The following is a 19,438-nucleotide window of genomic DNA, read 5'->3' as shown; positions in this document are numbered from 1 at the left end:
CACTCACCGGCGGGCTCACCCCGGCGAGGACCGCTCCGGCGCCTCGTGCTGGAAGGTGGCATAGAGCAGCCACAGCGACGGCACGAGCACCACGGCGCCCACGCCCAGGGACACCAGGACCGCCCACAGGACGGAGGAGGTCGCCGCGGCCTGGGACACCGTGGTGCTGCCCACCAGCATGGCCGGGTACTGGGCCGCACCCCATGCCCACAGGATGGCGGCCACTGCCAGAGCCGCCGCCGCGCGGGCCGCCACATAGCGCCGGCGGATCAGCAGGCCGATGCCGGCGACACCGGCCACCGCGCTGAGCACGACCAGCGGCAGCGCGCGATGGGTCAGCCCGTGGAACAGCACGGGCGCGTCCGCGGCGAGCACCGCGATGCCCGCGAGGGCCACCACGCCCGCCCCCGAGCCGGTGACCACGGCGTCACGGGCGAAGGCGGAGGCCAGCTCCGGCCGTCCCGCGCGGTTCGCGTCGGCGCACAGGTAGACGGCCGCCAGGTGCGCGCAGGTCACCACGGCCAGCACCCCGCCGAGCAGCGACGTCGGATTGAGCCAGCCGGTGACCACGTCGCCCGCGGCGAGGCCCGGCGGGACGCGGCCGGAGGCGACGCCGCCCGCCACCGCGCCCAGGAAGAACGGTGTGAGCAGCGACGACAGCGCGAAACACGCCCCGAACAGGCGCTGCTGCCACAGCTCGGTACTGGCCTTGCGGAAGGCGAAGGCGGCGCCCCGGGCGATGATGCCCAGCGCCGCCAGCGTCAGCGGGATGTACAGCGTGGACATCACCGCGGCGAACACGGGGGAGAACGCCGACCACAGCATCACCACCACGAAGATCAACCATACGTGGTTGGCCTCCCACACCGGTCCGATGCTGTGCTCGATGAGCCGCCGCCGGGCCCGGCCCTGCTCGGCGCCGCCGGCCACCAGATCCCAGACGCCCGCGCCGAAGTCGGCCCCGCCGAACAGGGCATAGCACGTCAGGCCCACCCACATCACGGCGAGCGCCGCATCCGCGAGCACGGTCACCTCCAAGGGCTCCTACGACGGCACGAGAGGGGTCACGAGAGGGGGCAGGAGAGGGATCACACCACCGGATACCGCGCGACGTCCTCCTCCTGCGGGGCGCGTGGCACCGGCGTGCCCCGCGCCATCCGCCGCAGGACGTACACCGTCGCGACGGTCATCGCCGCGTACACCACCAGCACCAGCCACAGTCCGCCCATGAGCCCGGGAGCCGGGTTGACCGCGTCCCGCACCCTCATCACCCCCCACACGATCCACGGCTGCCGGCCCAGCTCCGTCACGCTCCAGCCGCACTCCAGCGCCACCACCGACGCCGGTCCTCCCACGGCCGCCAGTGCCAGGAAGAAGCGAGGCGTCGACAGCTCGCCGCCGGTGCGCCGGCGGCGCCACCACAGCCACAGCAGCCACACACCCATCGCCAGCAGGAAGAAGCCGACGGCGACCATCAGGTCGAACGCCCAGTGCACCGCGGTGACCGGGGGCCGCTGCGCCGCCGGGACGCGGTCCAGGCCCTGGACGACCGTGCCGGGGCTGTAGCCGACCAGCAGCGACAGGCCGTCGGGGACCTCCAGGCCGTACTCGAGGCCGTGGTCGCCCGCGACGCCGCCGATCGTCAGCGGGACGTGCGGGCCGGTGCGGTACACGCCCTCGATCGCGGCGAGCTTGGTCGGCTGGTAGTGCGACAGAAACCGTGCCGCCCAGTCGCCCACATACACCTGAAAGGGTGTCACCACGACGCCGAGCGTGAACGGGATGAGGAAGCCGGCCCGGTGGTAGGCGTCGCGCCGCCCGCGCAGCATGGCCACCGCGTACACCGAGGCGGTCAGGAAGGACGCCACCATGAACGCGGCCAGGATCATGTGCACGGTCTGCGGCGGGCTCGCCGGGTTGAGCATCGCCGCCCACGGGTCGACGTGCACCACCTTGCCGTCGCGCAGGGTGAAGCCGCGCGGCTGGTTCATCCAGGCGTTGGCGCACACGACGAAGAACGCCGACAGGGTGCCCGCGATCACGATCGGAACGCCGGTCAGCAGATGACGGCGGGGCGGCAACCGGTCCCAGGCGTAGAGGTAGATCCCGAGGAAGACGGCCTCGACGAAGAAGGCGATGCCCTCCAGTGCGAACGGCAGTCCGATGACCTGTCCGAACCTGCCCATCAGCCCCGGCCACAACAGGCCCATCTCGAAGCTGAGGATGGTCCCCGACACGGCGCCCACCGCGAACAGCACGCCCATGGCGCGCGCCCAGTGACGCGCCAGCAGCCGGTGCGCCGGATCGCCGGTGCGGATGCCGTACCACTCGGCGAGCAGCGTCAGGGCCGGCAGGCCGACGCCGAGACAGGCCACGACGATGTGCCAGGCGAGCGAGAAACCCATCTGCGCCCGCGCCGCCGCCAGGTCGCTCTCCTTCACCCGCTCGGCCATGTACACGGCGAGCACCCACGGGCCGGAGAGCACAGTACGCATCACGAGAACCGTCAGTACCCGGTTCCGACGGCGCACACCGGCGAGCGTCGCAACAGCAACCCGAAGGCGTGAACCTGCGTCAGGCCCGGACCGCCGGGGGGTCGCTGCCGAGCTGCCCGACGCGAACTCTCCTTCCGCGTCGCCCACATGGCGACGCATCACCGATCGCGGTACCGGCCGGCAGCCGCCCGGACCAGCCCTGATCGTCCGCGGCCGAACGGGACGGGCTGCCGATACCACGGCCTGTGACCTGGGCCCTGTCGTCGGTTCCCCGCCGGCGCTCGAGTTCCCTCGCCCGGATGAAGGGAGGGACCGTCAGTAGTCCGAATGCGACGCTCCAATGGTGCGTGTCGGTCATTGAGCTGAAGGTGATCACGTCGCACCTGCGATCCCGACTGAGTGGGCGTCGTGCCGACTCTCGCAGTCGCGACGGAAGGAATACCCATGCGCATTACTCGTACTTTGTTCGTCTCCACGGCGATCGCCACGGCCGTAGCGTTCTCCGCTCCGGGCGCCGGCGCCGTGGAGCTGACCGCACTCGGCCATTCTCCCGGCCACACCCCCGTCAGCAGCACCTCCTACGGTGGCGACTCCGACGACGGCGGCCGCGGCGACGAAGGTGGCCGCGGCGACGAGGGTGGCCGCGGTGGTGACGACGGCGGTCGTGGTGACGACGGTGGCCGTGGTGACAACGGCCGTGGTGACGAGGGCGGCCGCGGTGGTGACGACGGTGGCCGCGGTGGTGACCACGGTGGTCGTGGTGACAAGCCGCACGGTGGCGTGCACGCCGGTGGTGGTGCCCTGGCGATGAAGGGCACCGACCACGGTGGCGGCCGCGGTGACGACGGTGGCCGTGGCGATGAAGGTGGTCGCGGCGGTGACGAAGGTGGCCGTGGCGGTGACGACGGTGGCTACGGTGACAACGGCGGCTACGGCGACGACGGCGGCTATGGTGACGACGGCGGCCGTGGCGGTGACCGCGGTGGTCGTGGTGACAAGCCGCACGGTGGCGTGCACGCCGGTGGTGGTGCCCTGGCGATGAAGGGCACCGACCACGGTGGCGGCCGCGGTGACGACGGTGGCCGTGGTGACGAAGGTGGTCGCGGCGGTGACGAAGGTGGCCGTGGCGGTGACGACGGTGGCCGTGGCGACGAAGGTGGCCGTGGCGGTGACGACGGTGGCCGTGGTGACGAGGGTGGTCGCGGCGGTGACGAAGGTGGCCGTGGTGACCGTCCGCACGGTGGTGTCCACGCCGGTGGAGGCGGCCTCGCGCGGTCCTCGGACAACTCGGACACCGCACTGGAACTGGGTGCGGGGGCCGCGCTGGTGCTCGGCGGCCTCGGAGCGGGCGTGTACATGCTGCGCCGCCGCCGCGCATCGGGCACCTCCGCGGCCTGAACGGCTCCTGAGCTTCACCCTGCTGTCGCGGCCTGCGTCACGTCCCGCGAGGAACGCGCAGGCCGCGGAAGCGGCGTTCCCCCGCCGCGCACGATCAGCTCCACTTTTGACGAAAGGCACCGTCCATGGCCTCTCAGCACCCGTCTCGGACGGGGCAGTACGGGAACGGGTCCGCCCCGCGGCGCGGCCGGCTCCGCCTGCTGTGGCCTGTGGCAGCGGTCGGGCTGGGATTGATGCTCATTCAGCACTCCCTGGGCAGCCCGGTCAGCGAGGCCAGGCAGCAACCCCGGCCCGCGGCCGTCGCCTCGCACGCGGTCCCGTCGGCGCCGCCGTCCACGCTTCCCGAGACGACCACGATTCCCACGCCGTCCACACCGTTCACACCAGCCGCGCCGTCCACGGCACTCCGCCCGTCCACACCGACCACGCCCGCCGCCGGCTCCCTCGACAAGGGACTGCCCCGATCGACACCCGTACGCATCTCCATCCCGGAGATCGGCGTCGACGCGCCCTTCACCAAGCTGTCCCTCGACGCCTCCAAGCACCTGAGCCCGCCACCCGCCAACGACAAGAACCTGGTCGGCTGGTTCCAGGGCGGGGCCTCACCCGGTGAGCGCGGGGCGGCGATCGTCGTGGGCCACGTGGACACCAAGACCGGTCCCGCGGTCTTCGTCGACCTGGCATCGCTGGAGCGGGGCGATCCCGTGAGCATCACCCGCGCCGACGGCGTCGTCGCACGCTTCAAGGTCGACCGTGCGGAGAAGTTCAGCAAGGCCGCCTTCCCCGACGACCTGGTCTACACCGACACGCCGACCGCCGAACTGCGCCTGATCACCTGCGGTGGCACTTTCGACCGCAGCAAGCAGGACTACGAGGACAACCTGGTCGTCTTCGCCCACCTCGACTCGATCAAGATGACCCGACCGTAAGACCTATTCCTCCGTGGCGCGGCCGGCGGGCAGGAGTTCCCGGATGTCCGCCGGCAGCGCCCCGCCGACCTTCTCGGTCAGCTCCGGAGCGAGGGCGGCGTCGAGCACCTCCAGCACCGCGGCGGCCTCGCGTACGGCCGCGTCCTCGTCCGTACCCGCGCGCCCGGCGATCCTCCCGGCGAACACGGTGAGGTCGAACCGCTCACCGGAGGCATGCGTGCCCCCACCGGCGGCCGACTGCGTCACCTCCCGCATGGGGGCGGCCAGTTCGTGCGGAAGCTGGGCGGCCACGTGGTCCGCCAGCCCGGACGGCAGCCGTTCGGCGAGCGTGCTCAGCACGGCCCGCGTCGCCCGCTCGGCCGATCCCCGGTCCGGCAGCTGAGCGAGCGCCTGCACCTTTCCGATCATCTCGTCGTGTCGCATGAGGCGCGTCTCCTTTCCCAGCGTGTGGTGCGTACGATCCGGCTGGGAACACCCGTGTCCCGACACCGGGCGAGTACCCGGTGCGCCGCCCCTACACCGGACCCGCCCGACGACGCAGGCCGCACGGCGGGCCGGGTGCCACGCGGGCCGCACGACCGGCCGGGTGCCACACGAACCCTCACGACACGGCGCCACGTCCTGCGGCGCACCGCGGCGGCGGCCGTGCACGAGCGCGGCGGACCGAAGCGCCGCGCAGGCCGCACGAGCGGCCGGGTGTCGCGCGAATCCTCACGCCGGCGCGACGCCCTGCGGTGCACCGCGGCCGCGGTCGTGCACCAGCGCCGCGAAGCGCAGCGCAACCTCCCGCCACACCGGTACGGCGGCCGGGTCCGCACGCAGCGCGACGCGGTGCAGCTCCGCACGGTCCAGCCCGTGGCGCTCCAGCCGGGCCGCGGACCACCGCACGATCCGCTCCGGGTCCGCCTCGGGGTGGAACTGGACGCCCCACGCCGCCTCGCCGACCCGGAACGCCTGATACGGACACCGGTCGCTGCGGGCCAGCCACCGCGCTCCCTCGGGCAGCCGCACGATCGCGTCCACGTGGTGCTCGATCGCCGTCGGCCGCTGCGGAAGCCCCTCGAACAGCGGGTCGTCCGCCGCCTCCGGCCGCAGCGTCAGCGCCGTGCTCCCGAACTCCGGTTCGCCGTGCGCGCCCGCCACCTTCCCGCCCGCCACCTGCGCGAGCATCTGCCCGCCGAGGCAGATCCCGAAGACCGGCACGCCCCCTGCCAGCGCCTGTGCCATCAGCGTCCGAGCCCCCGCCAGCCACGGCGCCCGGTCGTCGTCGTCCGGCAGAAAGCCGCCGCCCAGCACGATCAGCGCGCCGTGCTCCAGCCGCTCGGGCAGGGGCTCCCCGGCGTCCGCCCGCACCACCTCCATGCCGACCCCGCCCTCGGCCAGCCACTGCGCCCACCGACCAGGCCCGCCGTAGGCGCTGTTCTGCACCACCAATGCCGTGGCCGCACTCCGCATGGCCCGATTCCACCCCTCTCCCGCACCGACCGGCCGACCCGCGCGGCCCCCGTGATCCTGCCCCCCTGACCGGCCCGGCCATGCCGGGTACCCGCCCCCCGAAGCGGGAACTCGCCGTTCGAACCCGTTCGCGTCCTCGGTCCCCAAGGAGGCGATCATGGTGGAAGCGGCGCAGCCGGTGGCCGCGCGGCGGGGCGTGGTGACGCTGTTCCTGTGCGGTGACGTGATGCTGGGCCGCGGGGTCGACCAGATCCTGGAGCACCCCGGCGCTCCGGCCCTGCGCGAGGACTGGATACGGGACGCGCGAGCCTATGTCGAGCTGGCGGAGGCGGCCTGCGGCCCGATCCCCGCGCCGGTCGCGCCCGCCTGGCCGTGGGGCGAGGCACTGCCGATGCTCAGGGACGCCGCACCGGACGTCCGGATCGTGAACCTGGAGACGGCGGTGACGTGCAGTGACGCCTTCGCCCCGGGCAAGGCGGTCCACTACCGGATGAACCCGGCCAACCTGGCCGCCCTGACGGTGGCCCGGCCCGACGTCTGCGTGCTGGCCAACAACCACGTGCTGGACTTCGGCCGCGCCGGTCTCCTGGAGACGCTCGACACCCTGCGCACCGTCGGACTGCGGTCGGTGGGCGCGGGCCGCAACGCCGAGGAGGCGTACGCGCCCGCCGTGTGCCCCGTCGCGGACGGCGCCCGCCTGCTGGTGTTCGCCCTCGGGACGATGTCCAGCGGCATACCGCCGAGCTGGGCGGCCACGGCCGACCAGGCGGGCGTCGCCTACGTCGCGGAGCCGACGGAGCGGGCCGCCGCCGCGGCGGCCGGACGGGCCCGGGAGTTCCGGCGCCCCGGCGACATCGCGGTGGTCTCCGTGCACTGGGGGTCGAACTGGGGCCACCACATCCCCCGGGAGCAGATCCGCTTCGCGCACACCCTGGTCGACGGCGGGGTGGACGTCGTCCACGGGCACTCCTCGCATCACCCGCGCGCCATCGAGATCTACCGCGACCGGCTGATCCTGTACGGCTGCGGCGACTTCATCGACGACTACGAGGGCATCACCGGCTACGAGCAGTACCGCGACGACCTGCGCCTGGCCTACCTCGTCTCGCTGGAGGCGGAGACGGGCCGGCTGCGTGACCTGCGGATGACGACGCTGCAGGCTCGCAGGATGCGGCTGGAGCCCGCCGCCGAGGAGGACCGGACGTGGATGGCGGCCACCCTCGCCCGGACCAGCCCCGGCACGGCCGTCGTGCCCGATCCGGACGGCGTGCTCCACGCGGTGCCGGGCACGCCGGACACCGGCGGCCCGAAGGGGTGGTGAGGGCGGTGGATCCGGCCGCGCCGGTCACCCGCCGGGATCCTCGGTTTCCGGCGGCACGGGCAGCGGCTGCCGCCAGGGCGTGGACTCGTCGATCCTCGGGGCGGCCCGGCGCACCGCGCGTGCCAGCGCCTCGGCCTGGGACTGGGTGCGCGCGGCGACGACGAGGAGACGCAGCGGGGCGGAGGGCCGTAGCTCGACACACACCAGGGGTCTCCCGGGCCGTACGGCGATGAAGTCCTCCCCGCCCTGATGAGCGCGGGTGCCGATGCACACCAGGCCGGGCACGCAGGTGCCGCGCCGCCGGCTTCCGCGCACCGTGCGCCACCAGTCGGTCTCCACCGTCACACGGCACACCGCCGTCAGCGGCACGCGCACGTTCCCATGACGGGCCGCCGCCTTCTCCCACAGCGCCGGCCGGACGACCAGATCGTCACCCTCGACGCGCATCCGTGCCATTGCTCCACACCTCCCTTCCATCGTCGCTCCGGTCTCCCACCGCCGCTCCGGACGACGTCGGCGACCGCCGCCGGCCGACCGCCACGGGGCGCACACTGGAATCAGAAGCTGAACGCACACGAGTCGCACGTGGAGGCCGGCCATGAGCACCCTCGAAGAACACGTCGACGTCGGAGTTCCGATCGACGAGGCCTGGGACAGCCTGCACCGGGTCGAGAACTATCCGCGCTTCGTGGCCGGAGTCCGCGAAGCCCGCACGGAGGCGGGAGGCCGGGCGCACCTCGACATCGAGGCCAGTGGCCGGTCCCGGGAGATCGAGGCCGAACTGTCCGACCGCGCGGCGGAACGCGTGATGGAGTGGCAGACCACCGGCGCCCCCGACCTCATGGGCTCCTTCACCCTGCAGCCCATCGACGACAACCACACCCGCATCCAGGCACGGCTGGAGTACGACCCCGACACCGTCAGGGAGGCCCTGGGCGGACCGAAGGGCTTCGCCCAGGCCAACGCGATCGAGCGCACGGTCCGCAGCGATCTGGAGCATTTCAAGGAGTGCGTGGAACAGGGGCGGTGAGCGCGATGAGCCGCCGCCGAACGGGCACCCGGTGAGCATGGTCGGCGACACGGGTGACGACAGGGAAGCGCGGCGGCAGGGCGAGAACGGCCACCGGGCCGTGCCGCACACCGCCGATGTGCGCCTCGAGGCCTGGGCCACGAGCCGGGAGCGCTGTCTGACGGAGGCGGCGCTGGCGATGGTGGACTGCTTCGCCGACGTGTCCGGGGTGCGGCCCGCCGCCGTGGAGCACGTACGGCTGGCCGAGGGCAGCGACGAGGATCTGCTCGCGGCGCTGCTGGACGAAGTGATCTACCGGCTGGAGGTGCAGGGCCGGATACCGGTCGACGTGGCGGCCGCCGAGGTCGACGACGGCCTCGACGTCCATCTGGCGATGGCCCCGCTCGCGGACGTGGAGATCATCGGCGCCGCGCCCAAGGGCGTCTCGTGGCACGGGATGCACATCGGCCCCGATTCCTACGGCTGGTCCTGCGCGGTGACCGTCGACGCCTGAGCCGCGGCGCCCGATGCGTGGCGCCCGAGCCGGGGGCTTGAAGGGGCGGGGGTTCAGCCCTTGACCACGCCCAGCGGCACCAGCCGCGCCACCGTGCGGCACAGCCCGGCCGCCTCGCTCACCGCGACCACCACGCCGACGTCCTTGTACGCCTCGGGCGTCTCCTCCGCCAGACCGCGCAGCGAGCGCGGGCGCACCGCGATGCCCTCGTGCTCCAGCCGGTCCCGCAGCTGCCTGCCGCTGACCGTGCGGGCGGCCTGATGGCGGCTCAGCGTACGGCCCGCGCCATGGCAGGTGGAGGCGAACGCGTCCCCGCCGGGCACGCCCGCCAGCACGTACGAGGCGGTGCCCATGGTGCCGGGGATCAGCACGGGCTGCCCGGCCTCGCGCAGATCCTCCGGCAGGTCGGGGTGGCCGGGCGGGAAGGCGCGGGTGGCGCCCTTGCGGTGGACGCACAGCCGGCGCCGTACCCCGTCGACCGTGTGGCTCTCGATCTTGGCGAGGTTGTGCGACACGTCGTACACGAGCGAGAGCGAGGTGCCCGCGCTGCGCCGGAAGATGGTGCGGGCCGCGTCGGACAGCAACTGGCGGTTCGCCCGGCCGTAGTTCGCGGCCGCGGCCATCGCCCCGAGATAGGCCTGCCCCTCGGGCGACTCCACGGGTGTGCAGGCCAGTTGCCGGTCGGGTACGGAGATGCCGTACCTGGCCATGGCCCGGTCCATCGCCTTGACGTGATCGGTGCAGATCTGGTGACCGAGGCCGCGGGAGCCGCAGTGGATCATCACGCACACCTGGTCGCGGGCGATCCCGAAGGCCGCCGCCGCCTTCTCGTCGTACACCTCGGCGACCTGCTGCACCTCCAGGAAATGGTTCGCCGACCCCAGACTGCCCACCTGACCGAGGCCGCGCTCCCGCGCCCGCTCGCCGACCTGCGTCACATCGGCCTCGGCGACCGCCCCGCGGTCCTCGCACCGGACCAGGTCGCGCTCCTCGCCGTGGCCCTGCTCCACCGCGTACCGTGAACCGCCGCGCAGGATCCGCTCCATCTGCTCGGGGCCGGCCAGCCGCCAGACACCGCCGGGTCCCGCGCCCCGGGGGATCGTCCGGTCGAGGGCGTCCATCACCGCGGGCAGCGACCGCTCGAACTCCTTGCGTTCGCAGCCGGCGGCCAGCAGCCGCACCCCGCAGGAGATGTCGAAGCCGACCCCGCCGGGCGAGACCACACCGCCCTCCTCCACCGCGGTCGCCGCCACCCCGCCGATGGGGAAGCCGTAGCCCCAGTGGATGTCGGGCATCGCGTACGAGGCGCCGACGATCCCCGGCAGGGTGGCCACGTTCACCACCTGCTGCAGCGACTGCTCGGCGTCGGCGAGCAGCTCCCGCGAGGCGAACACCACCCCGGGCACCCGCATGTCCCCGTGCCGTTCGATGCGGAAACGGTGGGGACGCTCCTCGACCAGTTCCATCGTTCCCGCTCAATCCGCGAGGTCCGCCTTGCCGAACAGGGCGGCGTAGCCGGACGGGAGCTCGCTGATGACGTGGTTGAGTTCGCCGCCGGAGATGGCGTCGGCGACGGTCGTCAGCACGGCGCTGGCGTCCCACTGGGCGGTCCGCGGCCGCGCACCCGTACGCTCGGCCACTTGGTGGTAGAACTCCTCGACACCGAAGCTCTCCGCCCGCTCCCGCTTGGCCTCGGTCAGCAACTGCCCCAGCGGCATGGGCAGCTGGGAGGCGAGATCGTCGACCTCACCGGGGCTGATCCTTGTGGCCAGCACCCCGAGAACGTCCTCGGTGATCTTCTGGGCTTCGTCCTGGCTGTAGAACTCGCCGCGCTCGCGCACCCGGGCGAGGAACTCGTCGCACTTCATCGCCGCCTCGCTTTCCCGCGCCGTACCCGGCGCGGCACCCTCGGTCGAGACCTCTGCCGGTTCTGCCGACGAGTACCCCGATCGGTCCCGTATGACCGAAGGCGCGCGGGACGACTGAAGGCGCGCGGGACGACCGAAGGCGCGCGAGACGCGGAGCTCAGTCGTGGTCGACGTGTTCGCGCACGATCTTGCCGTTGGCCGCGTCGACGTCGAAGGTCGTCTTGTTCCAGTTGTCGGTCGTGACCACGTCGACGGACCAGACGAGGCGGTGGTCGTGCTCGTCGAGGCTGATGCCGGTGACGGTGCCCTTGGTCTTGTCCGTGGCCGTCTTCACGGCCTGGGCCGAGGTCTGGGTGGCCTTATGCAACCGGTCGGCGACCTCGCGCTTGTCGTCGGCGTCCTGGTTCGGTTCCGTCCGGCTGCGGGAGACGGTTCCGCTGACCGCGTCGATGTCGACCCGGTGCACCGTCCCGTCGGCGGCGGCGACCTTCGCCTCCCACTCGGGGGCGCCCGCGGAGGGGGACGGACTCGGGCTGCCGGTGCCGGGACTGGGCGTGCCGGGACTGGGCGTTCCGGGGCCGGCGGTGCCGGGGCTGGCCGTGCCCGGTGAGGCGGTCGCGCCGCCGGAAGCGGTCTTCAGGTCGAGATCGACGAGCTTGCCCCCGGGGACCTCCTTCACCGCGGTGGCGGCGGCCTTCTCCCAGCTCACGTGCGTCTTGGTGATGAGGTCCCTGCGGTGTGCCTGGTCCTCGTTCAGCGACGGGGTGGGGGAGGCCGGGGTGGGGGAGGCCGGCGAGGCGGCGGTGGGGGACATGGCGGTGGGGCTCGTCGGAGCGGCCTCGGCGACGCTCGAATGTGTCGCGTCGGTGCCGCAGGCGGCCATCAGCAGGACGGAACTGCCCAGGGCACAGGTCAGGGCCATGGTACGGAGTGGCGGAAGACGTCGCGCAGTGGTCATGCAGCTCTCGGTAACCATGGCACGGTCCCTTGACACCGGCCCGGAGGCGAAACCACCGGAATGGCCGGGCACGCGGCACCGCTCAGCGGCGGATGTGGACCAGACCGGTCTCGTAGGCGACCGCAACCGCCTGGGCCCGGCTGCTGAGGTCCAGCTTCGCCATCATCCGGTTCAGATGCGTCTTCACCGTGGCGATGGTCACCGTGAGCCGGTCCGCTATCTCCGGATTGGACAGCCCCTGCCCGACCAGACTGAGCACGTCCCGCTCGCGGTTGGTCAGCGACATCAGGGGTCCGTCCCCGTCCACGTCGGGCGACGGGCAGCGCAGATAGGTGTCGATGAGCCGCCGGGTGACCGTCGGCGCGAAGAGCATCTCGCCGTCCGCGATGGCGCGGATGGCGGTGAACAGCCGCTCCGGCGGCGTCTCCTTGAGCAGAAAGCCGCTCGCGCCCACCCGCAGCGCGGCGTACACCAGCTCGTCGAGGTCGAACGTGGTCAGCATGATGATGCGCGGCTTGGGCTCGTCCGACGCGGCGAGGATGCGCTCGGTCGCCGCGACCCCGTCGAGGCCGGGGAGCCGTATGTCCATCAGGATCACGTCCGGCCGCCGCCCGGCGGCCAGTTCGACCGCCTCCTCACCGGTCGCCGCCTCCCCGCACACCTCCAGGTCGGGCGTGGCGCGTAAGAGGGCCGACAGGCCGCTCCGGACGAGTACTTGGTCGTCGACGACGAGCACGCGTGTCATCTTGTGCAGTCCCCCGAACTTGGTTCCCATCACCGGCCCGCAGGGGGCACCGCGTCCGGGTGGTCGTCCCGGTCCGCGCGGTACGGGCGGGCGGCGTGAACGCCACCTCGAACCCCGCCGCGGGCCTGGGCCCGGCGCGGAAACCGCCCCCGTAAAGCCTCACGCGTTCATACATGCCGATCAACCCGTGCCCGGTTCCCCATGAGTTTTGTCCGATTCCTGTCGGGCACGCACCGACTCCTGTGTCGTGTGAGGCGCGGGTGTGCTTGCGGTGAACTCCAGGTCAACCCAGGGGCCGACCCCTCTCAGCCCGTGGGTTGAATCCAGGCCCGACCGCCCCGGCCGACCCACGCCGAAGACCAACCCGCTGCCCGACGCGCCCGCCGCCGCCGGATCCGTAGTTTCTCCACCGCAACCGGCTCTCGCAGCCGTGCAACCCACCGTTCGGCCCGGCTCCGACGGGGGACCGGACCGGAAAGGAAGGACGTCATGAACGTACGCAAGAGCCTGGCCATCGCGTCGGCGACGGTGGCCCTCGGAGGCGGTCTCGCCCTGGCGGCACCGGCGGCGCAGGCCACGCCGGCATCCCACGGCGGCACCGCCGCCACCGCGGCCATGCAGTGCAAGCAGCACAAGATCACCGTGCCGTCGGACCGGGGCGCCGTGGCGTACTGGGAGTGTCACCGGACGTACCACGGCCACAAGCAGGCCAGCACCCAGATCTGGGTGTACGACAAGAAGGCCGACGGCAAGTGCGTCTACGGCACCGTCAAGATCGGCAGCTGGCGGCACACCTACAAGGCCTGCCCCAAGGGCCACAACGTGAGCGGGGCCCGCTCCGGTTGGCACAACGGCGCCGACGCCCAGGTCATCATGTCCATCCGCTGATCCGGCACCGCCGGTCCGGAGGTCAGGCGGCGGTCTTCGCGGTCTTCTTCCGCCTGCCTCCGGCACGGGCGAGCGCATCGATGAGCTCCTCGCGGCTCATCTTCGAGCGGCCGGGGACGTTCTGGTCGGTGGCGCGCTCGTACAGCTCCGCCTTGCTCAGCCGCCGCAGCTCGCTCTTCTCGCTCTTCGTGCTCTTCTCGCCGCCGGGGCCCCGGCCGGTCCTCGCCGGGGCCTCCTCACGGGCGGGCTTCTTCGCCGCCTTCGCGGCTTTCGTGGCCTTCGTAGCCTTCGTGGCCGGAGCCTTTCTCTCGGGCTCCTTCTCCCGAGGCCGTTCGGCGCCCTCGCCACGGGCGCCGCGGGCCTGGTCCACGCTGCCCTGAAGGACCTTCATCAGGTCGATCACATCGGTCGCCGAGGGCGGTGCCTGAGCCGCCACGATCTCTTGGCCCTCCGCCTTCGCCCGCACCATCTCCAGCACCTTCTCCTGGTACGTGTCGTGGTACCGGGCGGAGTCCCACGGTCCGCTGAGTGCCTCGACCAGCTGGACCGCCATGTCGAGCTCCTTGCCCTTCGCGGCGTGGCCGGAGGGCAGCTCGGGCAGCTCCTTGCCGGGGTCGCGGACCTCGTCGGCCCAGTGCAGGGTCTGGAGCACCAGGAGGTCGCCCTCGGCGCGCAGCGCGGTCAGGTACTGCCTGTTGCGCATCACGAACGTGGCGATGCCCGCCTTGCCCGCCTCCGCCAGGGCCGTGAGCAGCAGCTCGTAGACCTTGAGGTACTCCTTGCCGCGGGGAGCGACGTAGTAGGTTCGGTAGAAGTAGACCGGCTCGATGTCCGCGAGGTCGACGAAGTCGGTGATCTCGATGGTCTGGGAGCGTCCCGGCGCGATCTCGTCCAGTTCGTCGGGCTCGACGACGACGTACTCGCCCTCGGCCAGCTCGTAGCCCTTGACGATGTCGTCCGGGGACACCTCCTCGCCGGTGCGTTCGTTGACCCGCCGGTTGCGGATCCGGTCCGTGGTGCCGCGCTGCAACTGGTGGAAGTGGACGGTGTGGTCCTGTGTTGCGGTGAACAGGCCCACCGGGACGCTGACCAGCCCGAAGGTGATCACGCCGGTCCACATCGCGCGTGCCATGACTACCCGCTCCCGTCCTGCCTGCCCCGGCCGCCACACCGGCACGACGCTCCTGTCCACCACGCTGACACCTCCCCGCCCGGAGCGCGCGTCGAGCGCCGTCCGGCGGTGCGCCGCCCACCCTCTACCTGACGCGTGCGGCCAGGCGGTCGACTTCCTTCGCGGCCTTTCGGGCCTCCTCCTCGGCACGGGCGAGGGCATCGGAGGTCTCCGCGCGCCGCTCCTCGGCATCCCGTTGGTCGTCCTCGGCCCGGCCCAGGTCCTCGCGGGCCTGGTGCAGTTGGCGCTCGGCGGCGGACACCTGCTGTTCGGCCCGATCGCGACGGTCACGGGCCTGCCCCACCGCCGCCTCGGCGTCCGCCTGCTCGGCCCGCAGGGCGGCGAGGCGCCGCTCGGCCTCCTCGGCCGCCTTCCGGGCCGCCGCGAGCCGGGCCTGCCGCTCGCGGCGCCGTTCGGCGAGTTCGTCCTTCGGAGCCCTCCGCGCCGGTGGAGCCGCAGTGCGTGCCGGTCCGGGCGCCGACCGGGGCCGCTTCGGGGCTGCTGCTCCCGCCTCCCCGCCGCCGGTGGGGAACACCGACGGCGGGCTCAGGGCACTGTGCAGGCGGCCCGTGGCCCACTGCCCGGCCGCCTCGGGATCGGTGAGCACGGCGAGCAGCGTGGATTCGACGTCCTGCCGTACGGCGTCGGACAGCCGGTGACCGCTGTCCGACGCGAGCTGTGCGGCCTGCCGGGACAGGCCCGAGACCACCTGGCGGCGTTGCGCGGACAGCTCCTTGAGTCCCGCCGCGTCCAAGGTGCGGTACGCCTCGCGCAGCGCCTCGCCGAGCTCGAGGAACTGCCGGCTCTCCTCCGGCCGGGAGCGCAGCAGCAGGTTCGCGGCCCAGGCCGCGAGGGTGGGACGGCGCGCGCCGTGGATCCGGCGGGCGTCCTCGGTCCGGCCGTCCGCCTTGAGGGCGGCGGCCAGCTCTTCGCGGCGGGCGACGAAGTCGGCCGGCGGCGTGGTGTGGAGCTCGTCGAGGACCGCCTCCACGTCCTGCGGCCCGCCACGCCGTCCACCTTTGCGCCCCATGGTGCTCGTCGCCGGTCACACGCTGTCGCAGATCCGTTCCGCCTGCGCGGCAGCGGTGCTGCGTGCGACGTCGGCGTCCGCCAGTGCCTGGCGTTGGGAGGCGTCCGGGTGGCCTCCGGCGGCGACGAGGTCCTGGAGCTCCTTCTTCAACTGGTCGTAGTCGCGTGCGGCCTGTTCGGCCGCCGCCGTGGCCCTGTCGCAGTCCTGCTGAGTGGCGGCGGGCACGGCTGTGGCCGGGCGGGCTGCCCCGGAGAGGGCGAGGACCAGGGCGGCACCGGTCGTCGTGGCGAGCATGCGTACCGAAGTCATGGGGTGACCTCCAGTCCGGCGGTCCGGCGCGGAGACGCTCAGGTGGGGGGACGCCGCCCGACCACCATGAGCCAAGAGCCCCGCCGCTGCCACTCGCGGGGCACCGAGCGGGAGGGCGCGTTCCCGGACCGCGCGCTCTCGGCCGGCGCGCCTTCGGACCGCGCGGTTTCGGGTCACTGTTCACCCCTGCGGGTGAACATGTGAATGGATGTCCAGACTGATCCCGGTCGGTGCGCTCTCCTGAGGCACGAACGCCACGAGGCGTGCGAACGCCCCGCGGGACGGGACGGGGCGCGACGGAACACTGACCGAGGGGGGAGCGAGGGGCATGCGTGTCTTCGTTCTGTGGGTGTGGCTGCTGACCGCGAGTCTGGGCGGCTATCTCGCCACGGTGTGGATCCGCCACGGCGGCCTGCGGCAGCGCACGCCCGGGGTGACGCGGCTGCCGCTGTGGCTCGTCGTGGGTCATGTGGCGCTCGCCGTGGCCGGACTGGCCGCCTGGACGGTGTACCTCGTGGGAGGGCTCAGAGGCTCGGCGTGGACGGCCTGCGCGGTCGTCCTGATCGTGGCCGCGTTCGGCTTCATGATGCTGCTGCGCTGGCTGCCCAGCCCAGGACGGCACTCCCACGGCGCCGTCACCGCCGAGCGGCACTTCCCGCTCACGGCCGTCGTCGCCCACGGCATGTGCGCCGGAGCCACCGTGCTCCTCGTGGTGCTGGTGGTGCTCGGCCAGATGTGAGACCTCGCCGCCGGTCGTGCCGGTGCCCCACCGTGCCGCGTCGTCGCCCGCGCCCGCCGCGTCCGTTTCGTGCCACCTCCCTCTCCGGTTCGTGCCACGGCCGATTCGGGAGAGCATGGAAGGGCGGCCTCTCAGCAGTCGCGGCCATCGGCTGCTGTCGAGGAGGGAGCTTGAGGATGACCACACGGGAATCGTTCCGGGGCGACGAGGAGGCCCGTCAGGTGGGCGCCTCGCCGCCGGGAGGGCTGCTCGATCTGCTCAGCGTGTCCGCGGTGGTGCTGGACGACCATGGGCGGATCGTTTTCTGGAGCCCGCAGGCCGATGACGTGTTCGGCTACACCGCCGAGGAGGCGCTGGGCCAGTACGCGGCCCGGCTCCTGGTCCACGAGGAGCACCGGGATCTGGTGATCAAGCTGTTCGCCGAGGTGATGGGCACCGGGGCCAGCTGGGCCGGCGCCTTTCCCATCCGGCACAAGGACGGCAGCAGCCGCTTGGTGGAGTTCCGCAACATGCGGCTGCTGGACGACCTCGGTGACGTCTACGCCCTGGGCATCGCCGCCGACCGGGCCATGCTGGAGCGGGTCGAGACCGAGCTGGCCCTGTCCGAGCGGCTGGTGTCCCAGTCGCCCATCGGCGTCTCGCTCCTGGACACCGAGCTGCGCTACCTCCTGGTCAACCCCGCGCTGGAACGCATCAACGGCATCCCCGCCGCCGACCACATCGGCCGCCGCCCGCGCGACGTCCACCCCCTGACCGGCATCGACACCATGGAGTCCGCCCTGCGGCAGGTGCTGGTCACCGGCACCCCGCTGATCGACCAGTACATCGTCGGCCGTACGCCGGCCGACCCGGACCACGATCACGCCTGGTCGGTGTCGTACTACCGGCTCGAAGGGGCCGGCGGGCAGGTGATCGGTGTGGCGAACTCGGTCGTCGACGTCACCGAACGCCACCGGGCCGCGACCGAGGCGGACCGGGCCCGGCGCAGGCTGGCGCTGATCGCCGACGCCGCCGCCCGGGTCGGGACCACCCTGGAGGTGGAGCAGACGGCCCATGAACTGGCGAAGGTGGCCGTGCCCGTCCTGGCCGACGTGGCGGCGGTCGACGTCCTCGACGCCGTGCTGGCCTTCCGCCGCACCGGAGGCCCGCACGAGGGGCCGGAGTTGTTCCGCGCGCTCGCCATGGTCTCCGACCACCCCACCGAGGCCACCGCCGCCGCGGACAAGGTCGGTGGCCTGGCCGCCTACGGCCCGGACCGTCTGATCACCAGGTGCGTGCACACCGGGCAGCCGGTCATCGTGGCCCACACCGGTGAGGAGGAGCTGCAGCGCATCGCCCGAGACCCGGACGCGGCGGAGGCCTTCGCCCGGGCGGGCGTGCACTCCTACCTCGCTGTGCCGCTGATCGCCCACAACGAGGTGCTCGGCGCGTTCGACCTGCTGCGCATCGACAACCCGCTGCCCTTCGACGAGGACGACGCGATCCTCGCCGGGGAGCTCGCCGCCCGGGCCGCGGTGGCCATCGACAACGCCCGCTGGCACCAGAGCGTGCGCAACTCCGCGGAGACCCTCCAGCGCAGCCTGCTGCCCGGCCGCCACCCCCGCCTCGTCGGTCTGAACGTCGCCTCCCACTACCAGCCCGCCCAGGCGTCCTGCGAGATCGGGGGCGACTGGTACGACATCGTGCCGCTGGACGGCGACAAGACCGCCCTGGTGGTCGGCGACGTGATGGGCAACGGCATCGACGCCGCCGCGGCCATGGGCCGTCTGCGCACCGCCACCTGCGCCTACGCCGACCTCGACCTCGCCCCCGACGAGGTCCTCCATCACCTGGACAAGATCACCCGCGGGCTGGAGCACTACATCGCCACCTGCCTCTACGCCGTCTACGACCCCCACCAGGGCCGCTGCCGCATAGCCAACGCCGGACATCTGCCGCCCGCCCTGATCCGTGCCGGGCAGCACCCCGAACTCCTCGACCTGCCCACCGGCGCACCCCTCGGCGTGGGCGGCGTCCCCTTCCGCACGTCCGCCTTCGACTTCCACCCCGGCGACCGGCTCGTCCTGTACACGGACGGCCTGGTGGAGACCCGGCACCACCCGATCGACGAACGCCTGAACACCCTGCTGCACGTCCTCGAGGGCGAGCCGCGTCCGCTGAAGGACACCTGCCAGTGGCTCCTGGACAGCCTCCGTGAGCCCGAGGACCACGACGACGTCGCACTCCTCATCGCGCAGGCCGAGCCGATCACTCCGGGACCTTGACCCCTGGTCGGCGCTCCGTGATGCTGTGTTGCGGGACATGAGATGCGTGCCGTATTGAGCAACTTCGTGTCGCTGTGACGAGCACCATCCGACGCGGATTCGTACAGTCGAGGAGTGGTCATGACTCACCAGGTTCGTGCCGTCGTCGCTCGTGGGAAGGGCGCACCCGTCAGCCTGGAAACGATCGTCGTGCCCGACCCGGGTCCGGGCGAGGCGCTGGTGAAGATCGAGGCCTGCGGGGTCTGCCACACCGATCTGCACTATCGCGAGGGCGGCATCAACGACGAGTTCCCCTTCCTCCTCGGCCACGAGGCGGCCGGCGTCGTGGAGTCGGTGGGGGAGGGG

21 protein-coding genes are annotated in these 19,438 nt (G+C 72.6%); 8 read left to right on the top strand and 13 right to left on the bottom strand.

Annotated elements, in window-relative coordinates; all coding sequences use genetic code 11:
- Positions 1-15: 15 nt before the first annotated feature.
- The 3 genes from IE318_RS18810 to IE318_RS18800 form a co-directional block, all read right to left on the bottom strand.
- Complete coding sequence (locus IE318_RS18810) at positions 16-1,026, bottom strand: cytochrome d ubiquinol oxidase subunit II (protein WP_229903609.1); 1,011 nt, start codon at positions 1,024-1,026, stop codon at positions 16-18.
- A gap of 62 nt (positions 1,027-1,088) precedes the next feature.
- Positions 1,089-2,495 (bottom strand): cytochrome ubiquinol oxidase subunit I, encoded by a 1,407-nt coding sequence (locus IE318_RS18805; protein ID WP_189901824.1) that lies wholly within the window; start codon positions 2,493-2,495, stop codon positions 1,089-1,091.
- Between the two features lie 372 nt (positions 2,496-2,867).
- Positions 2,868-3,746, bottom strand: coding sequence for a hypothetical protein (locus IE318_RS18800; RefSeq protein ID WP_189901822.1), 879 nt, complete (start codon positions 3,744-3,746; stop codon positions 2,868-2,870).
- 272 nt (positions 3,747-4,018) lie between these two features.
- On the opposite strand from IE318_RS18800, the gene IE318_RS18795 reads away from it, so the two are divergent.
- Positions 4,019-4,822 carry a class F sortase gene (locus IE318_RS18795; protein WP_189901820.1) on the top strand — a complete coding sequence of 268 codons (804 nt, stop codon included), beginning with the start codon at positions 4,019-4,021 and terminating at the stop codon, positions 4,820-4,822.
- Between the two features lie 3 nt (positions 4,823-4,825).
- Here the strand turns inward: IE318_RS18795 and IE318_RS18790 are convergent, their stop codons facing one another.
- Both IE318_RS18790 and IE318_RS18785 read right to left on the bottom strand, forming a co-directional pair.
- The gene (locus IE318_RS18790; protein ID WP_030185109.1) at positions 4,826-5,245 is read right to left on the bottom strand and encodes a DUF2267 domain-containing protein; all 420 of its coding nucleotides are present in this window, start codon (positions 5,243-5,245) and stop codon (positions 4,826-4,828) included.
- A gap of 288 nt (positions 5,246-5,533) precedes the next feature.
- A complete protein-coding gene (locus IE318_RS18785; protein WP_189901818.1) occupies positions 5,534-6,277 on the bottom strand; it encodes a type 1 glutamine amidotransferase in 744 nt (247 codons plus the stop codon).
- A gap of 157 nt (positions 6,278-6,434) precedes the next feature.
- Between IE318_RS18785 and IE318_RS18780 the strand changes: the two genes are divergently transcribed.
- The gene (locus tag IE318_RS18780; RefSeq protein WP_051845240.1) at positions 6,435-7,598 is read left to right on the top strand and encodes a CapA family protein; all 1,164 of its coding nucleotides are present in this window, start codon (positions 6,435-6,437) and stop codon (positions 7,596-7,598) included.
- Positions 7,599-7,622: 24 nt separating this feature from the next.
- Here the strand turns inward: IE318_RS18780 and IE318_RS18775 are convergent, their stop codons facing one another.
- Complete coding sequence (locus IE318_RS18775) at positions 7,623-8,054, bottom strand: hypothetical protein (RefSeq protein ID WP_189901816.1); 432 nt, start codon at positions 8,052-8,054, stop codon at positions 7,623-7,625.
- Positions 8,055-8,196: 142 nt separating this feature from the next.
- On the opposite strand from IE318_RS18775, the gene IE318_RS18770 reads away from it, so the two are divergent.
- Entirely contained in the window at positions 8,197-8,628 is a 432-nt protein-coding gene (locus tag IE318_RS18770; protein WP_189901814.1) for an SRPBCC family protein, read from the top strand.
- Between the two features lie 37 nt (positions 8,629-8,665).
- Positions 8,666-9,121 carry an archease gene (locus IE318_RS18765; protein WP_189901812.1) on the top strand — a complete coding sequence of 152 codons (456 nt, stop codon included), beginning with the start codon at positions 8,666-8,668 and terminating at the stop codon, positions 9,119-9,121.
- A gap of 53 nt (positions 9,122-9,174) precedes the next feature.
- Here the strand turns inward: IE318_RS18765 and IE318_RS18760 are convergent, their stop codons facing one another.
- From IE318_RS18760 to IE318_RS18745, 4 genes are all read right to left on the bottom strand, one after another.
- On the bottom strand, positions 9,175-10,587 hold the full coding sequence (locus tag IE318_RS18760; RefSeq protein WP_189901810.1) for an RtcB family protein: 1,413 nt from the start codon (positions 10,585-10,587) through the stop codon (positions 9,175-9,177).
- A gap of 9 nt (positions 10,588-10,596) precedes the next feature.
- Positions 10,597-10,989 carry a DUF2267 domain-containing protein gene (locus IE318_RS18755; RefSeq protein WP_189901808.1) on the bottom strand — a complete coding sequence of 131 codons (393 nt, stop codon included), beginning with the start codon at positions 10,987-10,989 and terminating at the stop codon, positions 10,597-10,599.
- A gap of 157 nt (positions 10,990-11,146) precedes the next feature.
- The gene (locus IE318_RS18750; RefSeq protein WP_229903590.1) at positions 11,147-11,911 is read right to left on the bottom strand and encodes a PepSY domain-containing protein; all 765 of its coding nucleotides are present in this window, start codon (positions 11,909-11,911) and stop codon (positions 11,147-11,149) included.
- A 118-nt stretch (positions 11,912-12,029) separates the two neighbouring features.
- On the bottom strand, positions 12,030-12,692 hold the full coding sequence (locus IE318_RS18745) for a response regulator (protein ID WP_189901804.1): 663 nt from the start codon (positions 12,690-12,692) through the stop codon (positions 12,030-12,032).
- A gap of 489 nt (positions 12,693-13,181) precedes the next feature.
- Here IE318_RS18745 and IE318_RS18740 point away from each other — a divergent pair, with 489 nt between their 5' ends.
- The gene (locus tag IE318_RS18740) at positions 13,182-13,580 is read left to right on the top strand and encodes a hypothetical protein (protein ID WP_189901802.1); all 399 of its coding nucleotides are present in this window, start codon (positions 13,182-13,184) and stop codon (positions 13,578-13,580) included.
- 22 nt (positions 13,581-13,602) lie between these two features.
- On the opposite strand, the gene ku is transcribed toward IE318_RS18740, so the two are convergent.
- The 3 genes from ku to IE318_RS18725 form a co-directional block, all read right to left on the bottom strand.
- Positions 13,603-14,712, bottom strand: a complete 1,110-nt coding sequence (ku, locus tag IE318_RS18735; protein WP_189901800.1) for a non-homologous end joining protein Ku — start codon at positions 14,710-14,712, stop codon at positions 13,603-13,605.
- A 124-nt stretch (positions 14,713-14,836) separates the two neighbouring features.
- A complete protein-coding gene (locus IE318_RS18730) occupies positions 14,837-15,781 on the bottom strand; it encodes a hypothetical protein (protein WP_189901798.1) in 945 nt (314 codons plus the stop codon).
- Positions 15,782-15,796: 15 nt separating this feature from the next.
- Positions 15,797-16,090, bottom strand: coding sequence for a hypothetical protein (locus tag IE318_RS18725; protein ID WP_189901796.1), 294 nt, complete (start codon positions 16,088-16,090; stop codon positions 15,797-15,799).
- A 328-nt stretch (positions 16,091-16,418) separates the two neighbouring features.
- Here IE318_RS18725 and IE318_RS18720 point away from each other — a divergent pair, with 328 nt between their 5' ends.
- The 3 genes from IE318_RS18720 to IE318_RS18710 all read left to right on the top strand — a co-directional run.
- Positions 16,419-16,829, top strand: a complete 411-nt coding sequence (locus IE318_RS18720; protein ID WP_030185061.1) for a hypothetical protein — start codon at positions 16,419-16,421, stop codon at positions 16,827-16,829.
- A gap of 176 nt (positions 16,830-17,005) precedes the next feature.
- Positions 17,006-19,093 (top strand): SpoIIE family protein phosphatase, encoded by a 2,088-nt coding sequence (locus tag IE318_RS18715; protein ID WP_189901794.1) that lies wholly within the window; start codon positions 17,006-17,008, stop codon positions 19,091-19,093.
- A 120-nt stretch (positions 19,094-19,213) separates the two neighbouring features.
- A partial coding sequence (locus tag IE318_RS18710; protein ID WP_189901792.1) for an alcohol dehydrogenase catalytic domain-containing protein occupies positions 19,214-19,438 on the top strand: 225 nt, incomplete at its 3' end.

The sequence above is a fragment of the Streptomyces spiralis genome (genome assembly GCF_014654675.1).
GTDB classification, from domain to species: domain Bacteria; phylum Actinomycetota; class Actinomycetes; order Streptomycetales; family Streptomycetaceae; genus Streptomyces; species Streptomyces spiralis.
Note: the sequence above shows the minus strand (reverse complement) of the source record. Positions and strands in the feature narration are given on the sequence as shown.